This is a genomic window from Okeania sp. SIO2B3, assembly GCF_010672525.1.
Classification (GTDB): Bacteria; Cyanobacteriota; Cyanobacteriia; order Cyanobacteriales; family Microcoleaceae; genus Okeania.
Map to the genome: position 1 here is coordinate 1 of NZ_JAAHGH010000123.1, position 18,984 is coordinate 18,984.

15 protein-coding genes and 3 pseudogenes are annotated in these 18,984 nt (G+C 36.9%); 9 read left to right on the forward strand and 9 right to left on the reverse strand.

From position 1 onward, the window contains the following. Positions 1-361: pseudogene (locus F6K15_RS33515) on the reverse strand (photosystem II q(b) protein); the annotation flags it as partial. Between the two features lie 606 nt (positions 362-967). After that, entirely contained in the window at positions 968-1,315 is a 348-nt protein-coding gene (locus tag F6K15_RS33520; RefSeq protein WP_293069771.1) for a histidine triad nucleotide-binding protein, read from the reverse strand. Between the two features lie 48 nt (positions 1,316-1,363). On the opposite strand from F6K15_RS33520, the gene F6K15_RS33525 reads away from it, so the two are divergent. From F6K15_RS33525 to F6K15_RS33535, 6 genes and pseudogenes are all read left to right on the forward strand, one after another. Further along, positions 1,364-2,893 (forward strand): YifB family Mg chelatase-like AAA ATPase, encoded by a 1,530-nt coding sequence (locus F6K15_RS33525; protein WP_293069773.1) that lies wholly within the window; start codon positions 1,364-1,366, stop codon positions 2,891-2,893. A 147-nt stretch (positions 2,894-3,040) separates the two neighbouring features. After that, on the forward strand, positions 3,041-3,148 hold the full coding sequence (locus F6K15_RS39155; RefSeq protein ID WP_375341105.1) for a hypothetical protein: 108 nt from the start codon (positions 3,041-3,043) through the stop codon (positions 3,146-3,148). Between the two features lie 409 nt (positions 3,149-3,557). Further along, positions 3,558-3,629: pseudogene (locus tag F6K15_RS39160) on the forward strand (hypothetical protein); the annotation flags it as partial. A gap of 51 nt (positions 3,630-3,680) precedes the next feature. Then, positions 3,681-3,851, forward strand: coding sequence for a hypothetical protein (locus tag F6K15_RS39165; protein WP_375341106.1), 171 nt, complete (start codon positions 3,681-3,683; stop codon positions 3,849-3,851). Between the two features lie 11 nt (positions 3,852-3,862). Then, a pseudogene (locus F6K15_RS33530) lies at positions 3,863-4,279 on the forward strand (XisH family protein). A gap of 296 nt (positions 4,280-4,575) precedes the next feature. Next, positions 4,576-4,920 carry a XisI protein gene (locus tag F6K15_RS33535; RefSeq protein WP_363269263.1) on the forward strand — a complete coding sequence of 115 codons (345 nt, stop codon included), beginning with the start codon at positions 4,576-4,578 and terminating at the stop codon, positions 4,918-4,920. A 310-nt stretch (positions 4,921-5,230) separates the two neighbouring features. Here F6K15_RS33535 and F6K15_RS33540 read toward each other — a convergent pair whose 3' ends face one another. Continuing rightward, positions 5,231-5,374 (reverse strand): hypothetical protein, encoded by a 144-nt coding sequence (locus F6K15_RS33540; RefSeq protein WP_293069775.1) that lies wholly within the window; start codon positions 5,372-5,374, stop codon positions 5,231-5,233. A 1,051-nt stretch (positions 5,375-6,425) separates the two neighbouring features. Between F6K15_RS33540 and F6K15_RS33545 the strand changes: the two genes are divergently transcribed. The 3 genes from F6K15_RS33545 to F6K15_RS33555 all read left to right on the forward strand — a co-directional run bounded on the left by F6K15_RS33545 (position 6,426) and on the right by F6K15_RS33555 (position 12,104). Continuing rightward, on the forward strand, positions 6,426-6,746 hold the full coding sequence (locus tag F6K15_RS33545; protein WP_293069777.1) for a hypothetical protein: 321 nt from the start codon (positions 6,426-6,428) through the stop codon (positions 6,744-6,746). Positions 6,747-8,385: 1,639 nt separating this feature from the next. Continuing rightward, positions 8,386-10,290: a sodium:proton antiporter gene (locus tag F6K15_RS33550; RefSeq protein WP_293069779.1), complete on the forward strand. Its 1,905-nt coding sequence runs from the start codon at positions 8,386-8,388 to the stop codon at positions 10,288-10,290. A 374-nt stretch (positions 10,291-10,664) separates the two neighbouring features. Further along, the gene (locus F6K15_RS33555) at positions 10,665-12,104 is read left to right on the forward strand and encodes a tetratricopeptide repeat protein (RefSeq protein ID WP_293069781.1); all 1,440 of its coding nucleotides are present in this window, start codon (positions 10,665-10,667) and stop codon (positions 12,102-12,104) included. Between the two features lie 386 nt (positions 12,105-12,490). On the opposite strand, the gene F6K15_RS33560 is transcribed toward F6K15_RS33555, so the two are convergent. The 6 genes from F6K15_RS33560 to F6K15_RS33585 all read right to left on the reverse strand — a co-directional run bounded on the left by F6K15_RS33560 (position 12,491) and on the right by F6K15_RS33585 (position 18,689). Then, a complete protein-coding gene (locus F6K15_RS33560) occupies positions 12,491-12,655 on the reverse strand; it encodes a UPF0175 family protein (protein ID WP_293069793.1) in 165 nt (54 codons plus the stop codon). 194 nt (positions 12,656-12,849) lie between these two features. Then, positions 12,850-13,110, reverse strand: a complete 261-nt coding sequence (locus tag F6K15_RS33565) for a hypothetical protein (protein ID WP_293069783.1) — start codon at positions 13,108-13,110, stop codon at positions 12,850-12,852. Positions 13,111-13,351: 241 nt separating this feature from the next. Further along, positions 13,352-14,938, reverse strand: a complete 1,587-nt coding sequence (locus F6K15_RS33570) for a CHAT domain-containing protein (protein WP_293069785.1) — start codon at positions 14,936-14,938, stop codon at positions 13,352-13,354. Positions 14,939-15,046: 108 nt separating this feature from the next. Continuing rightward, the gene (locus tag F6K15_RS33575; protein WP_293069787.1) at positions 15,047-15,643 is read right to left on the reverse strand and encodes a lipopolysaccharide assembly protein LapB; all 597 of its coding nucleotides are present in this window, start codon (positions 15,641-15,643) and stop codon (positions 15,047-15,049) included. 631 nt (positions 15,644-16,274) lie between these two features. Continuing rightward, entirely contained in the window at positions 16,275-16,961 is a 687-nt protein-coding gene (locus F6K15_RS33580; RefSeq protein WP_293069788.1) for a COP23 domain-containing protein, read from the reverse strand. Between the two features lie 342 nt (positions 16,962-17,303). Continuing rightward, the gene (locus F6K15_RS33585) at positions 17,304-18,689 is read right to left on the reverse strand and encodes an IctB family putative bicarbonate transporter (RefSeq protein ID WP_293069790.1); all 1,386 of its coding nucleotides are present in this window, start codon (positions 18,687-18,689) and stop codon (positions 17,304-17,306) included. Positions 18,690-18,984: the final 295 nt, after the last annotated feature.

Genomic DNA, 18,984 nt, shown 5'->3' on the forward strand with positions numbered 1-18,984 from the left:
TGAGGAAGTGGAAGATTACTAGCTGGTATGGGCCACCGTTGTATAGCCACTCATCCAAACTTGCTGCTTCCCAGATGGGGTAGAAGTGTAGACCGATGGCGTTGGAGGAAGGTACTACTGCTCCGGAGATGATGTTGTTTCCGTACATTAAGGAACCAGCGACGGGTTCGCGGATACCATCAATGTCTACTGGAGGAGCTGCTACGAATGCGATGATGTAGCAGATAGTAGCTGTTAACAAGGTAGGGATCATTAATACACCGAACCAACCGATGTATAAACGATTATCTGTGCTGGTGATCCAGCTACAGAACTTTTCCCATACGTTAGCGTTTTCACGCTGTTGTAAGGTAGTTGTCATTGTTTTATAATTGCTATGTATTTTTCAAGGTTCTCGAAAGCGTTTTTGCTTTCTTGTTTACTATATTAATCATCTAATTTAGTTTTGTAAAGGGTTTTAAGAAAAGTATTTTTGAATTTTATTATAAGTTAGACTTATGCTTTATTCTTGAGATTCCCAGAGATGGGGGGATGGGGAGATGGGGAGATGGGGAGATCAAAGACACCTAGAGACAAAAATCTATTGCACACAGGACTTACGTAAATTGACTTTTCAACTACTATATGTAGAGTCTCTGCGTAAGTCCTGATTATATTGTAGTTAATTCAGTATAGCTTGATATTAGGCATCGCTGAGGGGCGGGATGAATATAAGTGGTAAGTGGGGGCAGGCATCCTGCCTGTCCCTGCCTGCCCAAAAATATCAGGAACGGGAACGGGAACGGGGAACGGGCAAGATGCCCATTCCACAAAACTATTAAAATCATCCCGCATTTATGCAACGCTTGATATTAGGCGTGCCACTCCACTACATTATCTATAGCATTACTCAAATAGGGCGCAAACATTCCTCTATTCCCTACTCCATAGTCCCTAAACCCCAAAGAACGTACTGCTATATCTGGAATTATCCTGGAGGCCACTGCATTTGACGACCTCCAAGAATATGAAGATGTAAATGAAAAACAGTTTGACCAGCTTCAGCTCCATTATTGATCACTACACGATAGCCATTTTCAAGTCCTGCTTGTTCAGCAACCCGCTTGGCTGTCAGCAATAAATGTCCCATCAAACTATGGTCTTCCGGTGAAGCATCGGCTAACTTGGGAATAGGCTTTTTCGGAATCACGAGGATATGAACGGGAGCTTGAGGATTAATATCTTTGAAGGCGAGGGCCATATCATCCTCATAAACAATGTCCGCCGGAATCTCGCGCCGGATAATTTTACTGAAAAGAGTGTCTTGCTCGGCCATTTATCTATATTCAAATAACTCACTATATAAATAAAAGAATAAAGGAATATGTTAGCTAGAGTCTGGAGTGCATCAATAATTGGCATTGAGGCCGTCAAAGTGGGTGTGGAAGTCGATGTATCGGGAGGACTGCCGAAAGTTGTCGTTGTGGGATTGCCAGATGTAGCAGTTCAAGAATCAAAGGAAAGAGTCAAAGCTACTCTCAAAAATTGCGGTTATGCCTTCCCCATGCGGAAAATTCTGGTTAATCTCACCCCCGGAGATTTACGCAAGGAAGGTCCGAGTTTTGACTTACCTATTAGTATGGGAATTTTGGCTGCCTCGCAACAAGTGAATGCCGACTTATTAGGAGACCATCTATTTTTGGGAGAAGTTTCTCTTGATGGTACATTACGACCAGTAGCTGGAATTTTACCTATTGCTGCAGCAGCAGAAAAAATGGGAATCAGCGGGTTAGTTGTGCCTGCTGCTAATGCAAAGGAGGCGGCGGTAGTTAAGGGGTTATCGGTTTATGGATTTGACAATATATTTGATGTCACGAATTTTTTGAATAATCCCACTAACTTTTCTCCTGTAGAAGTAGATATTGCTGAGATTTTGGCAAAACAACAATTTTCTGGTTTAGATTTAAAAGAAGTTAAAGGACAAAATCATGCTCGTCGGGCTTTGGAAATAGCTGCTGCTGGGGGGCATAATTTGATTTTTGTTGGCCCTCCTGGCAGTGGGAAAACTATGTTGGCGCGACGTTTACCAGGAATTTTGCCTCCGTTGAATTTTGAGGAGGCGTTGGAAGTGACTCAAATTTATTCGGTGGCGGGGTTGTTGAAAGATAAGGGGAGTTTGGTGAGCGATCGCCCGTTTCGCAGTCCTCATCATTCTGCTTCTGGGCCGTCTTTGGTGGGTGGAGGTAGTTTTCCGCGACCGGGGGAAATTTCTTTATCTCACCGAGGGGTATTATTTTTGGATGAGTTAACGGAGTTTAACCGCAATGTTTTGGAATATTTGCGTCAACCTTTGGAGGATGGGGTGGTGACAATATCCCGCACTAGAATGTCGGTGGAGTTTCCGGCTCAGTTTACTTTGGTTGCCAGTACAAACCCTTGTCCGTGCGGTTATTATGGAGATCCGATTCAACAATGCACTTGTTCGCCACGGCAACGGGAGCAATATTGGGGAAAACTTTCGGGACCGTTGATGGATAGGATTGATTTACAGGTGATAGTTAGTCGGTTAAAACCGGAGGAAATTACGAGGCAGGACACTGGCGAAGGATCGGTTGATGTGAGGGAGAGGGTGAAAGTTGCACGCGATCGCGCACGACATCGGTTTCAGGATGAGGTTGGTTTAAGTTGTAATGCTCAGATGCAGAGTCGTCATTTTCGCAAGTGGTGTAAGTTGGATGATAGTAGTCGGAATTTATTGGAGGGGGCGATTAGGAAATTGGGGTTGTCAGCGAGGGCGAGCGATCGAATTTTGAAGGTGGCGAGGACTATTGCTGACTTAGCGGGGGATGAGGAGTTGAAACCTGCTTATGTTGCTGAGGCAATTCAGTATCGGACTATCGATCGGATGCAGTAATTGATGAAATAATCAGGACTTACGCTGATACTCTACATATAGGGAGGGCGAATGGTATTCGCCCCTACAGCTAGTGGCACTATCCAAAAAGTTAGTAGTAATTAAACATGAAATTAATAGCAACAGAACAATATGGGGTAAACAAACTTGCCAACTGCTGAACAAAGCATCAGATGTGTCATACTCTGCCAATCTTTAACTAATACATTCACCTCTATTTTTCTTGTTCGTCTAGACGAGCGAACAGTTCATTAATTGATAATTGATAATGGATAATTGATAATTACCTCTGGTTAAAACCGCTCTTGATTGAATATAACCCACATTCCACACTTCAATTTGTCACATGAAAATTAGTATAAAATCCGTAGCTTACTAAAGTATTTATACTATATAAATTATCTTCATTTACCTCGATCAGGAGTCAAATTATTAGTTAAATATTAAGTAAATACTTACTGATTCCTTGACTCTTATTGACCACTATAATTTTCTTCTTACTTCTTATTTATTACTTCTTACTTTTGACTTTTGACTTATGTTTTTATGCTACATTTTGTGCTGCGGAATGTGGGAGATAAGGAAATATTATTTCTTTTTTTTTCCCTTAAAAGGGGAGGCTTTAAACCAGAATTATTTAATTATTAATTATTAATTATTCGGTAATTTGTTTATCTTGGCAGGAGATAATATAGAGATAGAAATATATGCCGATGGCACTTGGATATTCTTATGATGAAGCCAGATTTTAATAGCAATAACATAAGCTTAAATTAGAGCTTATGTTATTGCTCATCCCAATGAGAAAGCAGCATTTCATATATTTGTCGAACGCTTTACTTCTGAAGCTCAAACAGAAACTTTTGATATTCCGAAATCAATTGCTGAAGTTGAAGAAGTTGATATTTTGATTAGAAAAAAATTAGAACAAATCAAAAAAAATAGATGCACAAATTAAGGAGTAAACCAATGCCAGTTCGAGATACTTTTCATAATGCAGTACGACACGCTTTAGAAAAAAATGGCTGGCGTATTACCCACGACCCACTTCATATTGATTTAATTGATATAGAAGTTTATATTGATTTGGGTGCAGAAAAACTTTTAGCAGCAGAACGAAATAATGAAAAAATTGCAGTGGAAATCAAAAACTTTTTAGGGAGTTCTACAATTTCATAATTTCATATAGCATTAGGTCAATTTATCAATTATAGATTTGTTCTAGGTGAAGTTGAACCTGAAAGACAGCTATACTTAGCAGTTCCATTTGAAACTTATCAGGTATTTTTTAGACGGGAATTAATTAAAAAAATTACCCAACAACAACAGCTAAAATTTATGATTTATGATCCAACATCGGAGGTAATTCAACAATGGATAATTTAGATTATCCAGTGCGAGCTTCTAGCTCGCGAATATAATTATAGCAATTCTCATACTGGTGAGATACAAAATTCGTTTTTTTAGGCAACAGGCAACAGGCAACAGGCAACAGGGAATAGGGAATAGGGAATAGGAATAAAAAAGATTACTGTACCTCACTAGCTTGGGAAATGCTATATATAATTAAATTATCAATCAATCATCGGAGGTAATTCAACAATGGATAATGTAGATTATCCAGTGCGAGCTTCTAGATCGCCAGTATAATTAAATCATCAATCATTGGAGGTAATTCAACAATGGATAATATGGATAATGTAGATAGATATAGTAATTTAATTAAACAACTTTTGCAAGAATATGCTAGCTATAAATCCCTTAATAAAGACATAGAACGACAATTTGTTTGTGATACCAAAAATCATCATTATCAAATTGTAAATATGGGTTGGCAAAATAAAATTCGGGTTTATGGATGTACTTTACACTTAGATATCAAAGATGGGAAAATTTGGATTCAGCACAATACAACAGAAATAGAAATTGCTGAAAAACTGGTGAATTTAGGAGTGCCAAAACATGATATTGTTATTGGTTTTCATTCTCCTTTTAAAAGGAAATTTACAGAATATGCAGTTAATTAGGTAATATCAAGTCCTATTATATATTTCTGATAAAAAAATGAGTTATGCGACAGCAAAACCCCCCTACATCTGGGGTTTTTAAGGTTAATTTGCGTAAGTCCTGTATGTATTCAACCCTGTTTTTCCTGGACTTACTTAAACTTCATTTCCCATCATAACCTTACCTCCGATCAAAACAGCATATCTGGCCACATATCAAATCATACCTAAATTCTCCAGCAACAGACAACCAAAAAAGTTAAAACTCGGAGAAACATCGCGAAACCAATAAAGTCTTGCTTGACAACCAGAAATACCAGACTCCTAAAATTCAACTATCCTCAGATTTCATCAACAGTATTCGTCGTTCCAAACTCTCTGTAATATTCGCATCAACAGTAGCTAATTTCAACTCATAGTAAATAGCTATAACAACAATAAATATGTCTGCGGAGTCTTGAGAGAGTAGTGCCACCTGGCGACTTCAAATAGCGATCGCATGATTAATTTTATCTTCACAAGTTTCTCAGGTTTATCAAGCTAACAGGACTTATCTCATATCCGTATAATTACCGATAAAAAAACTTTCTCCTTTTCTTCCTTTTTCTTATTTCTTCTTAATAGACATCTCCAAAAATCAAAAATCAAATCAATTATCACACAGAAATTATCAATTATTTCTCCCTACTAGACTGGTACATCTAAAACTGTGCACTCTTATTTTTGTTTCTAGGTGTCTTAATCTCCCCATCCCCCCATCTCCCCATCTCCCATCTAAGGTGTGTCAGTCTAATAGTGTGGCTTTGACTTTCAGTATATTCAACAATTAGGCCATAAAATTCAGAGTTTTATGAAGCTTTGATGAAGTTATTCAATGTTCTAGTACTTTACAAAAACTTCATAAATCATACTTGGTATTTAAGGCTCAAACCCCCAACTAGAGATAACTATAGCGATTTCAAATACCTAAAGTATACCTAAAGTATACCTAAAGTATATTTTTGGGAATTCATTTTTTACTTAAATATTACTACAAATGATTGCAGGTAAAGATTGTTGCTCGTCTTCTTAAGGCTGATCACTACAAAGAAGTTTATACCTTCAAGAAAATAGTGAAATTATAAATAATAATAAAAACCATAAAATCATCTATACCTCTATATATTTATACTATTTGTCTATTTATTCTTAAATTAGCAGTATCAATATAATTTAATAAACCACATTTTTTACAGTTTTTCATAGCAAAAGTTTTTTTTTTCATAAACAGGTATTGTGCTGGCAATAATTTGTTGCAAAGATTTTAGAAATAACAAGTTTTTTAAGATTGAAGTTAATTATGAAGCTTTGATGAAGTTCAGTAGAAGTACTTGCACTTCAAGTAAATTTTGCATTATTATTGATTGTGATGTAAATCACTAAAAGATTAATAATTTCTACTCTATATTTTTTTGAATTATAGAGATAGAGGTGAGCTAATTGAGGCTTACTACATATATGCTTATTTTTGATCTGCGGGAGGGCTTATGTTAAGACAAAATAATTTAATTCAGGGTTCTTATTCTACTTTTGAGCGTGAGCGTAAAAATAGTAAGACCAAGAAATTAGTATTAAAAACATTAATATTTACAATCATATGTGGAGATGCTCTATTTTTAACTGGAGCGATTGCATATCATTTGTATGATAAATGGGTTGTAGCCAATCAACCTATATATCCTACGGAAATTCCTGCGATATCTCCTACAGAAATTCCTTGGCTCAAAACTAAACAAGAATGTGAACATACTGGTAGAGTCTGGCAAGGTGGAGAATGTCTAGATAGTGAACATAGTCATTTATTTTAAATATTTTAGTAGTTGTATTCAGCTAACTAATTGAACAAAAAAAGCTTTTATGTATAGCACTTAAACTTGAGACATAAAAAAAGAATTAAATGTTTGAGGGTAGTAAGGAACAGAAAACAGTGAAATAGTATAAATAAAGTTTTTGCTAGAAAACAAATTACTGGGAATCAAGCAACAGGAAATCCCTATAATTAAGAGCAACGGAACTTTAGTAAGGATTAATTTTTTCCTAGAGTAAGTGTTTCTGTCTCGAACATATCTTAGTTAAAATATGTAGCAGTTTGCAACTTTCTGAAGGTACAAATGCTGGAGAAGTAGGCAAAAGCTTAGGAGGGATTGCATTTTTGCGCTTCCCAGAGCTTCTGCTTTTTCGATGCGGAATACTGCGTAATATCATGTCCGCTTGAATAGTTACACTTAGGAGGAAGGAAGGTAGAAGGTAGAAGGGAAAGAAAGGTTTAAAAGGAGAAAGTTTTTTTTGTCACTAATTATCCGGACATGATATAAATATGTTGCGGAACAAAATGGCTATTGTCGGTATATTTCTCCAACATTCTGTAGGAAAAACTTGTAGCATCTCGTAGGGTTAGGACAGAGAAAAGTATAAAATTATTAGACTATTTCTATAGAGGCGATCGCTATATTTCTCCTTTATATTAAATCCATTTGATTGAACATAAAAAAAACCTCGAATCGTCATAATTGTACTTACACATTTTTTGACCAGAAAATGTCTGAGAGTCAGTCTGCATAAGGGAATTACCTCAATGCCCTAAAAATGCCTGAAACCCGTGCTTGTGAAAGAATTATACCTTTTTGACGTGAAACTATCTGCCTGTATATATTTGAGACTATTTTATAACTCTATTTTGTGTAAGTCCCAATAGTTCAATTTTTAAGGAAGAGGGGTAAACTACAACACCCTCTATCCCATGGTTAAATACATTTGGGACTGCTTTTCTCATAATGTTCAAAGAACCCCTTGCCTTGCCCTATGAATAAAATTCTTGTCTAAATCCGGATTTAGTATTTAGAAGAATTTGTTATTTAAAATAATCTACCACATATAATCATATTTGTCAAAAAGACCTAATCTCAGGGAATTTCTCTTTAGGCGAAAAACCTGGTAATACCAAATCCAGGTATAAAATGAGGCTTGTCCTATTCACAAATCCTATGTATAGCAAAGGCTACAACTTTTTAAATTACCCTCTTGCTAAGGCGGATTTTGTATAACATCAGCCATGGCCTACATCTAGATAGATTATACTCTTTAGGTATAAGTCAAAAATAACCATAGTTGCACTTTGGTTAAGAGTAGTTATAATACGAAAGAGATTTCCTATATTTCAAAAGAATTATGGGCAAATATTTAGATTATAAAATTTACACAGAAATTAATTAGGGAATAAAAAAATTAGAAACTTTGTGATTCAATTGTTTGATTCAGATAATTCCTAAAATTCACCTAACTTTAAATCAACAATCAATCCTTCTAAATAGTAATTTCATAGCTAAAATAAAGAATAAAATACAGAAAAACTAACCAGCAAAAAAATTAAAACATATAATTTCAGAATTAAAATCTGAAGCTGAATAAAAAAAAGCTGGTAAGTCTGGGAATTTAAAGATAACACTTATGGAAATACCATTTGACATAACTCTACTGATCATCCTAACTGTAATCAGTGGTATAGGAGCCCAAGTTCTGGCAGCCTACCTTAAAGTACCTGCGATAGTTTTTTTACTACTGTTTGGTATTCTAGTAGGCAATGATGTCCTGGGAGTGGTGCATCCAAACCTACTAGGTAATGGTCTAGAAGTATTAGTATCCTTATTTGTAGCCCTCATTCTCTTTGAGGGGGGCTTGAATTTGGAACTTAGAGAGTTAGGAAAAGTTTCCGGTAGTATCCGCAACTTAGTAACCATAGGTACACTGGTAACTTTAATTGGTGGTGGTATGGCCGCTCACTGGTTAGGTGAGTTTCCCTGGGCGATCGCATTCCTTTATGCCTCCTTAGTAGTAGTGACAGGGCCAACAGTGGTAGGACCATTGCTAAAACAGGTTTCAGTAGACCGACAAGTAGCTACGTTGTTGGAAGGAGAAGGAGTTCTCATCGATCCTGTAGGCGCAATTCTGGCGGTATTGGTACTGAACATAGTTTTAAATGAAGGCGCTGACCCTCTAGGATTATTTAGGGACCTAGTTGTGCGCTTAGGAATGGGGACTATCATTGGTGCAGCAGGAGGCTGGATTTTAGGATTCACTCTCAAAAGAGCAAAGTTTCTGTCTGAAGAATTAGCAAATCTGGTAGTTTTAGCTGCTCTGTGGGGAATGTTTGGTCTAGCAGAAGAAGTCCGCAGTGAATCAGGATTGATGGCCACAGTCGTAGCAGGAATTTTCGTTGGGGCAGCCGAAATACCAGAGTTACGATTATTAAGGCGGTTTAAAGGACAACTAACAATGTTGGCCGTTTCAGTATTGTTTATTTTACTAGCAGCAGACCTATCCTTAGCAAGTATTGTTGCTCTAGGTTGGGGAAGTGTGTTGACAGTTTTGAGCTTGATGTTCCTGGTTCGTCCTCTCAACGTATTAATCTGTACTTGGAATAGTAGGCTGAATTGGCGACAAAAGATGTTTGTCAGTTGGGTTGCTCCTAGAGGAATAGTTTCAGCTTCAGTTTCTTCCTTATTTGCTATCTTGTTAACTCAGAAAGGTCTCAATGGTGGTGACTCTATCAAGGCTTTGGTGTTCTTAACTATTATTATGACGGTATTTAGTCAAGGACTAACGGCAAGATTCGTGGCTCAATTTTTGGGAATTACTTCTAGTGCGGCCACTGGTGCTGTAATTGTGGGTTCAAATCCTCTGTCTCGATTAATTGGACGTATATTTAAGGACAGGGGTGAATCAGTGGTACTTATAGATACAGATGAGGAAGCTTGTCAGCAGGCAGAAAAGGAAGGTTTACAAGTATACAAAAGTAGTGCTTTTGATACTAATGTCCTAGAAGAGGCTGGTTTAGAATCAGTAGGAACTTTCTTAGCAATGACTAAGAATGAAGAGGTAAATTTGGTTTTGGCTCAAAGAGCAGCAGAAGAATTTAAGCCACCAAGAGTATTAGCTATTTATCCGAAAAGTCCTCAGAATAAAAGTCTAAATGGTAAAGAGAAGGTTCAACAAGCGTTTACTTCAGAGTTAAATATCAAAAGTTGGAATGAATATCTTTCTGACAGAGAAGTGAAGTTAGGAGAAACAGTGCTTAAGCAATTGGGATTTGAGTTCCAAAAGACTCACCTTAAAGCACTTATTCGAGCAGGGGAGTTAATGCCAGTTTTGATAGAAAGGCAAGGAAGTCTTCAAGTTTTATCTGCCATGGAAAGTTGGCAAATAGGCGATCGGATTATTTATTTGCTGCATGACCCTAAACCTAAGCTTCTCAAACGACTATCTGGTTCTCAACAATCAACTTTAACTATAGAAAAATATCCAACTGTTGAAGAGGTACCTATCCCTTCTTCGGTTCTCGAGTCTGAACTCTGATAGAACGGAGGAGTCAGGAGACAGGAGACAGGAGACAGGAGTCAGGAGGAAAAAAGAAGGAAAAGGAAGAGGAGAAGATAGTTTTTGATTGCTGGCGCAAAACTGCGTTAACGCGTCAGCGGAACGGAGTTCTATCGCTAATTAAACGGACATGATATAAGAAGTAGACATTTCCAGAAAAGAGGGAGTAGGCAGTAGGCAGTAGGGAACCCACCCCTAACCCCTCCCAGGAGGGGAAAGAATTGATAATTTCTGCACGATCATTGATTTTATTTTTTATTATCATGCCTATGTCTAGTTAGTAGCAGTAGTGCCTAATATTAAGGTTAATTGAAGTGAGTTGATATAACTAAATTTTCAAGTGAAAAATCAGGATGAGCTACTGTCTTAACTCTGAATGCCGAAAGCCATATAATCCCTCCGATAATCGATTTTGTCAGAGCTGCGGAGCTAAGTTACTTTTGGGCGATCGCTACCGTACTATTAAGCCTATTGGTCAAGGTGGCTTTGGCAAAACTTTTCTGGCTGTGGATGAGTATAAACCTTCCCGACCCCGGTGTGTGATTAAACAATTTTTTCCTCAAAATAGTGCTAATGCGGAAAAAGCTGCTGAGTTGTTTGGTAGGGAGGCCGTCAGACTTGATGAGTTGGGTCAACATCCTCAAATCCCAGAATTAATGGCTCATTTTCAGCAAGGTGAGCAACAATATCTCATCCAAGAGTTTATTGATGGGCAAAATTTAGAGCAGGAATTGGTTGTTAATGGGGTTTTTACTGAAAATCAGATTCAGGAGTTACTTTGGGATTTGTTGCCTGTGTTGGATTTTGTCCACGAACGGCAGGTAATTCATCGGGATATTAAGCCTGAAAATATTATTCGGCGCAATTCAATTACGCTTCCTGATGGTGGAGGGGAAATTAAAGGTCAGTTGGTGTTGGTGGATTTTGGAGCTAGTAAGGTAATTACAGAATCTTCTCTTGGCCAAACTGGAACGATGATTGGTAGTGCGGGATATGTTGCTCCGGAACAGTTGGCGGGAAAGGCGGTTCCTGCTAGTGACCTTTATAATTTGGGGGTTACTTGTATATATTTGTTGACTCAAGTGGCGCCTTTTGAGTTGTTTGATGTGGTTGAGGGTCGGTGGGTTTGGCGACAATATTTGCAGTCTCCTATTAGTGAAGAATTGGGGATAATTATTGATAAGCTTTTGGCTCCGAATATTAATCAAAGGTATCAGTCTGTAGAAGAGGTTTTAAAAGAATTAGAGTCGGTAAAATATCAGAAAAATTTTGCTGCTTCGGGTTCTCAAGCAGGAGGAAATAATCCTTCTTTGTTAACAAAAATGCTTGGGGGAATTCCACAAGTTATTAAAGGTCGAATTATGCAAGAATTTGGGAAAACTGAAGCAGCGATCGCTTCTTATGACCGTGCTATTTCTATTCGACCAAATAATTATGATGCTTGGTACAAGAAGGCTGAGGTTTGTTATCAATTGAAGCGTTATGAAGAGGCGATTTTTTGTTATCAAAAAACTGTGAAATTGCAGCCTAATCATTGGCAAGGCTGGCGGAGTTTGGGGGTGTTATTTTATCAATTGCAAAGATATGAAAAGGCTGTGGAAAGTTATTTTAAATCTTTGGATATTGAGGGGAATCAACCAATGGTTTGGTTATGGTTGAGTTTAGCAATTAAGAAGTCTGGAGATGAGCAAAAAGCACAAATGTGTTTGGAGAAGGCAAGGGAATGTTTGCCGAAGAGTCCGGTGGAAAGGGCAGATATTTTGTGGCAAGCTTGGGAGAAATTAATTCGGTAGTTTGGAAGGAAGAGGGAAGAGGGAAGGATTGAAAAAAAACTATAACAATTCCCATAGTTATGAGGTAGATTTACGATCCCCCTAAATCCCCCTTAGAAAGGGGGACTTTGAAGTTTCCCCCCTTGTTAAACTGCAGAGATTTTATGGCAGGCTTGGGAGAAATTAATTCAGTAATTTTGGAAGGAAGAAGGAAGAGGAAAGGATTGAAAAAAAATTATAGCAATTCCCATAGTTATGAAGTAGATTTACGATCCCCCTAAATCCCCCTTAGAAAGGGGGACTTTGAAGCTTCCCCCCTTATTAAGGGGGGTTAGGGGGGATCTAAAACTGTACTTCATAGGTTAAAGAATTGCTATAGTTGGCGTAGTATCAGAAACAATAATCATTTAAAATTTTTGCTGATTTAAAATTAATTCTGCTTGTTCCACTTCTTGACGTAATTCCTCCAAATCATGCTCTTCATCAAAAATATAAATCCCCCATTTATTCATCATTTCAATCATTTTAATCCGAGAAACACCTAAAATTTTTGCAGCTCTACCACTGCTAATTTATCCAACTTCTAATAAAGCCATTACATACCCCTATTTCGCTTTTTGTAAAGCCTTTTTTCTAATCTCACTTGAGAGCTGAATATTTTCCAAACCTTCATCTGAAATTGTTAAAGCCATCTTCAAATTCTCCTAATTCTACAGTTTAATTTTCTTATTAAATCACACTCTACTTTTATTTATGCCTTATTTTACTAGAGACTTAAAAGCTTAAAATTACTGATATTTTTCAACACAAAACTATTATTTTCTTTAACCAAATCTCCTGAACAAGATACGGGCAAACGTTCTTGGTAAGCCTTAATCGCTAAAATATAATCTCGGTCAAATAATTCTGTTTCAATTTTTTTTAGTTTGTTAATAACAACCCCCATTAAAGTAATTTCTCCACTCAGCCCATCGCCTTGAGGAGATTGAATTTCTACAATTAACCCTTGTACTTCCAGGTTAGGCAAATTAGTAATTAATTTCTGGATAATTTATAGTTGTGGCTTTTCCTCTATCTTGGCTAAATTTTCCACAAGCAAATTCATCGTTATTAGAAAATCTGATACCTCTGGATCTAGCGGTAAAACTAAAGTAAAATTAGAACATTCAATAGCATTTTTTACCCAAATAATAGCCTGGCTTTCAATTCGTCTTTGCTGCTGCTTAATAACCTTGGTAAATAAATTATTATATCAGTTGAAAATTTGCTTAGGATTCGCCGACTAGAAAAAATCCTGCCCAGTTGACAGGTTCGGGATACTTTTTCATCGTGCTTAACATTGCTTGTCGGAGAGCTTGAGCTTTGTTTTGTCCAGCTTGCAGATTTTTATAGAAATCTATCATTAATTCGGAAGTTTCTGCATCAGGAACTTTCCACAAAGAAATAACTACACTGGGAACTCCTGCTCCAACAAACGGACGGGCAATACCTACTACTCCATCAGTGGTAATTTTTCCTAACCCCGTTTCGCAAGCACTTAAGACGACTAAATCTGCTGTCAAGTTTAATCCGTAAATATCCGATTCTCTTAAAAATCCATCTCTTCCTGAAGGGGTAAAGGCTAAACTCTTTGGATATCCGTGAGTAGCTAGATGGATAATATTAGCATTAGGCATCAACCTAACAACTCTGGATTTTGTTGCTCTTGCCCCTATAATAGGAGTCGTGTTTAGTAGTTGAGCGATCGCTACGGCCTCTACTTCAGCATCGGGTAAAGCACTAAGTTGTTTACCATTTTCAAAGGTAGGCATAACTGGATTACCTACTACTAAGTTTCGACCGGATAAGTTTGGAGCTTTTCGAGCTTTTTGTTGTTGGGTAATTTGCAGAAGTTGGATGGAGGGAGATACTCGCAGGGTATGTTTTTGAATTAGATATTGATTATCACTTCCTTTGAGGGCAGCAAAGGGAACTCTAAATAATTCACCGTCGGGAATAATAATTACTTCTTCTTCTGGATTTTTAGGTAATAGTTCAGCTATTGGTTCTATCAAAATTTTGTGCGCTTGTTTTAAACACTCATCTTTATTTTGACAGTTACCTTCTGTTACAGATTCAGATAAATAGTTTCTTGTATTTCCTCTGACATTGGCAAAAGTATTTCTGGAAAGATTAGCCAAAGAAATTTCTGAGTTTTGATTACTGGAAGTAGTAGTTTGATTATTTATGGTGGGAGCAATAGTTGCAAATACGACGAAATAACTGCTAATTAAAATCAGTTTTCGTCTATCAGGAAATTTTAGGCTGAGAAAAATTCCCGTAATAAAAATAAGTAGGGGAATAAAAGGAATAAGGTTAGGGAATGAGTTTGAGTTTTTGTCCTGGATTGATGAGTTTCTATTGGATAAAATGCGATTATATTTAGAGTTGAATAAACTAAGATTTACATTGACAAAATCAACTTTTCCTGTGGGTTGAACTACCCAGACATAAAGTTGGGATTCATAGGTCTGCCTCCCCCCTATATAGTTAGCATAATGATCGATGCTTCTGGGCGTGAAATATTTAATTAGTGTTGCATTTTGCTGTTTGGCAATGGCTTTAATTTCATTAATATCTATAGATGATTCTTGGTTTTTATTGATTAGATAAGATAGAGTACGAGTACGACCATATTCGGCAAATTCTAAAGCTTCTTTATACTTTCCCTGTTGAATGCGTAACTCTGTTAACCCATCAGTAAAGATTCCAGGTGCTCCTATTACAAAACCATCCAATATACCACCAGGAGAACTTCTACTTGTATTAAGGTTTACTGCTATATTTCTATTCCATAATTTTTTATCAATTTTCATAGCCTCTAAAATTTTTTTTTCAGCCTCATCTATTTTCCCTTGTCGTAAGAGTGAAAATCCGATATATCCATAAATTGAAGAAAGGTTAGAATTCTCACCATATTGTTTTTATTCTATTACTTCTACTGCTTTTTGATATTGTCTAATTGCTTCAGCATAATCACCTAATTGAAAATAAATAAATCCTAGTCTCATATATATTCTTTCTAGAAAAATGAAATAATCTCCCCCCTCAAAAGTCCGGATATACTTTTTCAGAGAATTAATTGCTTTGTTGTATTTTTTTGTTCTCACATAAGCTTCATCTATATAAGAGTATGCAAAAGCGTACCCTCCTCTCAAGCTTCTTTCACAAGCTTTAATTGCTTTTTCCCAAGCCTCAACAAATTTATAAACTCTACATATTACTGAATTAGTTTCAGGAGTACTTTTTTTCAGGGATTCAATTTTTTCTAAGTCTTCTATAATAGCTTTTTTGTCTGCTTCAGAAACTTCTATTAGGAGTTCAAGGTGTGATAAAAATGAACGAATTTCTCTATCTGACATTTTTTCTGTTATTTCTACTCGGTAAGGATTATTAACCCACGAATTTTGTGCTAAAGCTGAGGGAATAAAAAACTTCTTTTGACTAAAACTTTCTAGAGGATTACCAAGAATAGAAACCAAGGTAATTATTGCCGTTGTTGTTAACTGATAAAGCTTCATAATTAACACTCCTTTAAGTTGAAAAAATAATTCACCAGAATATAGCTATACACAATTGAGTTATTAGTGTTTCTGAAATAGACTGCTGCAAAATTGAGCATCTAGAAATAAGCAAAAACTCCTATTGCGACATACGCAATAAAACCGCCGAAGCATCAATGAGCAAAAACTCCTATTGCGACATACGCAATAAAACCATCGAAGGTATTAATGAGCAAAAACTCCTATTGCGACATACGCAATAAAACCATCGAAGGTATTAATGAGTAAAAACTCCTATTGCGACATACGCAATAAAACCATCGAAGGTATTAATGAGTAAAAACTCCTATTGCGACATACGCAATAAAACCACCGAACCATCAATAAGCAAAAACTCTTATTGCGACATCCGCAATAAAACCATCGAACCATCAATGAGTAAAAACTCCTATTGCGACATCCGCAATAAAACCATCGAACCATCAATGAGTAAAAACTCCTATTGCGACATCCGCAATAAAACCAATGAGTAAAAACTCCTATTGCGACATACGCAATAAAACCACCGAACTATCAATGAGTAAAAACTCCTATTGCGACATACGCAATAAAAGCATTTCAGACAATATTTTAGGTAGAAAATTAATCTTTAAAATGCAGGTCTCTCCTCAGGAGTTTCCTCTAGCTGCCACCTGTTCAAAACACCAGAAAAATCGTAATAAACTCGCTTACCTTCAGCAAAAGTATTAGGAGGTTCTTCTCCTCTTATTATTGGCGGATTTTCACTAGGAAATTGACGGCGGTTAACCAAATCGTCCACCACTAAATCTGGATCGTCATTTGACTGTAAAGTGAAAAGCAAATCTTCATTATTACAAGAACTCATCATTTGCTTGACCCCACATACTACCGGAATTTCTTGGTTAGGAACCCAAGTTTCTAAGGTCGTGACAATATATTTTAACCCACCTCTATCGTATATATTCTGGAACCGTTCCGACACCATTTCACATCGCTTTTGTGGTGGATAATTTTCACCAAAATAATAATTATCTAACTTCCAGAGAATAACAATTATTTCTTCATTTGATTGAATATTTTCGACAATTGTTGCCGGAACATTTCTACCTTTATATTCACCAGTTCCACAAAAGAATTTAACCCCAGATACTGGAGCGTAATTTACCTTAACTTGTGACGGAGATGAAGTGGGTGTAGGTGTCGGTGGTGGTTCTGACTCAGGCTTAATAAAAGGAGTAATAGCTGCAATCAAAGCAGCAACTCCACCCAGTACAGTACCGACTGTAGTCCATAATTCTGTCTTATTATTGCTCATAGTTGTAAGAGGATAGAACTGTTCTACTTTGCACAACACTTAAACATCTTTAAATTATTACTTGAAGTTTAAAAATATGCTTTCGTTTGATGCACCTGAAATTAAACTTCAAGACGGCTGCCTAAAATTTCGTAATATTAAATTTGCCCGATAATTGATGATTTTTTGAAGTGTGTTGTTGTGATTTTTTAGGACAGATAATACAACTAGAAAAAACCATATCTATAATATTGAACTTATCTTTTAACAAGCTTATTTTTTAAGTAAGGGGTGATTCGCGAATCACCCCTACAGATACGTATAATTCGACATTTTGCGTAAGTCTTGTAAATATTAGACTGACTAAATACTCTCTTTCCTCTGCTCACCACTGTAATAACTAGCAATAATAGCTACCATCAACCACCAAAGCGTATTAATTTGAGGACGATACCAAACTGTATCCACCAAACCATGAGCCATTAACCCTACCATCGCCACCATTGCCCCAATTAACCAATATCCTTGACGATCGCCTGCATCTCGCAAATGTCTTAAATTTAATACACCTTGATTGAATGTCACCAACAGCAACCACAAAAAAGCGGTAAAACCAATAAAACCAGTTTCCACAATAATTTCTAAAGGTACTGAATAAGCACTCAAAGCACTGTAACGGGGTCGCTGATAAAGAGGATAAATTTTGTTAAACACATCATTTCCCGGCCCAATACCCAAAACCGGGCGATCGCGAATCATATCAAATACAGACATCCAGACATTCATCCGAAAATTATTACTACTATCTTGGCGACCTGCAAAAATACTCAAAACGCGACTGCGCAAAGGCTCTAATAACACCACCGCCAGAATTAATAACCCTGCCAAACTTCCCACAGCTATTGGCAGCGACCAAGTTTGCCAAAAACTAGGCATATAGATGCTCCACCAATACCACATTAAAATTAACAGAGCAAACATCAAAGCTATAAACCCTATCCAACTGCCTCTACTACCTGTATAACGTAAACAAGCACAATTCACGAGCAACATTGTTACTGCCAGAAATTTCTGTGGCCAAGTACGCCAGGCAAAAATTGCGACAAAGCTCAAAGCAATGGCAGGTAGCAAATATCCACCTAATAAATTAGGATTTCCCAAATAACTATACACGCGAGTAATACCAGCTTGAGCAGAAGTAGGGTCGTTCCAGGTAGCTAGGGGTTCAACTTTGTCTATCCATTGACGAATACCGTAGAAACTGACTACCAAAGAAACCAATAAATAGATAATAATTAACCAAGAGCGGAGTTTAGGCGATCGTAATACCATTGCTCCTAAAACAAATAACAATAGATAAAGAGTTAACTTGACCCATCCACTAAAAGCAGCCGTTCTTGCTGGCGAAGTTGCCATTGCTAATGTAGCAATACCCCAATAAATGAATATCAGTAGATGAATGGGAGTTAAATATTCCTGAGTATTATCTGAGACGGCAAGCAATACCCACAACCCAGCACCAGCTAGTAATAATAAACCAATCAGAGCAGTATTTACAAAAGGAGCTAGACTAAATACAATTGCTAGCAAGACAAAACCCAAAGCTTCTCCCCATTGCATTAACCAACTACCTCGTCGCCAGTTATGGAGGGAACCATTAATTAAACCATAAAGGTAGCTAGCATTTAGCCATGGAGAGTTAGAAAAAGAAAGATTAGTTAATGTTAACTTCTGCCAAACTGAGTTCATATTATTATTAATTGGATAAATAATTTTACAAATAGTAAAAGCAAGTAAAGAAAATTATTTTGGAGAAAAATATAGCACTACAAAAATTGGTTAAGACATTTTTCAACCCTGTTCGCGGAGTGTTTCTGCACCGAAAACCCTTTTTAGGAGACAACCCCTCCCAGGAGGGCAGGGCTGTTTCAAAGTCTCATAAGTTAATGATTTAGGGAGAATGAGAGAAATGAGGATCGCGGAATAGGGAAATTTAGCAAAATTTGCCAAAATTTGCTGATTTTTTTCAGTGTTGGAGTATCCG

What these genes read in the sequence shown, in the direction of transcription:
- F6K15_RS33520 (WP_293069771.1), bottom strand. Translation starts at nt 1,315, where the DNA reads ATGGCCGAGCAAGACACTCTTTTCAGTAAAATTATCCGGCGCGAGATT.
- F6K15_RS33525 (WP_293069773.1), top strand. Translation starts at nt 1,364, where the DNA reads ATGTTAGCTAGAGTCTGGAGTGCATCAATAATTGGCATTGAGGCCGTC.
- F6K15_RS33535 (WP_363269263.1), top strand. Translation starts at nt 4,576, where the DNA reads ATGGATAATATGGATAATGTAGATAGATATAGTAATTTAATTAAACAA.
- F6K15_RS33545 (WP_293069777.1), top strand. Translation starts at nt 6,426, where the DNA reads ATGTTAAGACAAAATAATTTAATTCAGGGTTCTTATTCTACTTTTGAG.
- F6K15_RS33550 (WP_293069779.1), top strand. Translation starts at nt 8,386, where the DNA reads ATGGAAATACCATTTGACATAACTCTACTGATCATCCTAACTGTAATC.
- F6K15_RS33555 (WP_293069781.1), top strand. Translation starts at nt 10,665, where the DNA reads ATGAGCTACTGTCTTAACTCTGAATGCCGAAAGCCATATAATCCCTCC.
- F6K15_RS33570 (WP_293069785.1), bottom strand. Translation starts at nt 14,938, where the DNA reads ATGAAAATTGATAAAAAATTATGGAATAGAAATATAGCAGTAAACCTT.
- F6K15_RS33575 (WP_293069787.1), bottom strand. Translation starts at nt 15,643, where the DNA reads ATGAAGCTTTATCAGTTAACAACAACGGCAATAATTACCTTGGTTTCT.
- F6K15_RS33580 (WP_293069788.1), bottom strand. Translation starts at nt 16,961, where the DNA reads ATGAGCAATAATAAGACAGAATTATGGACTACAGTCGGTACTGTACTG.
- F6K15_RS33585 (WP_293069790.1), bottom strand. Translation starts at nt 18,689, where the DNA reads ATGAACTCAGTTTGGCAGAAGTTAACATTAACTAATCTTTCTTTTTCT.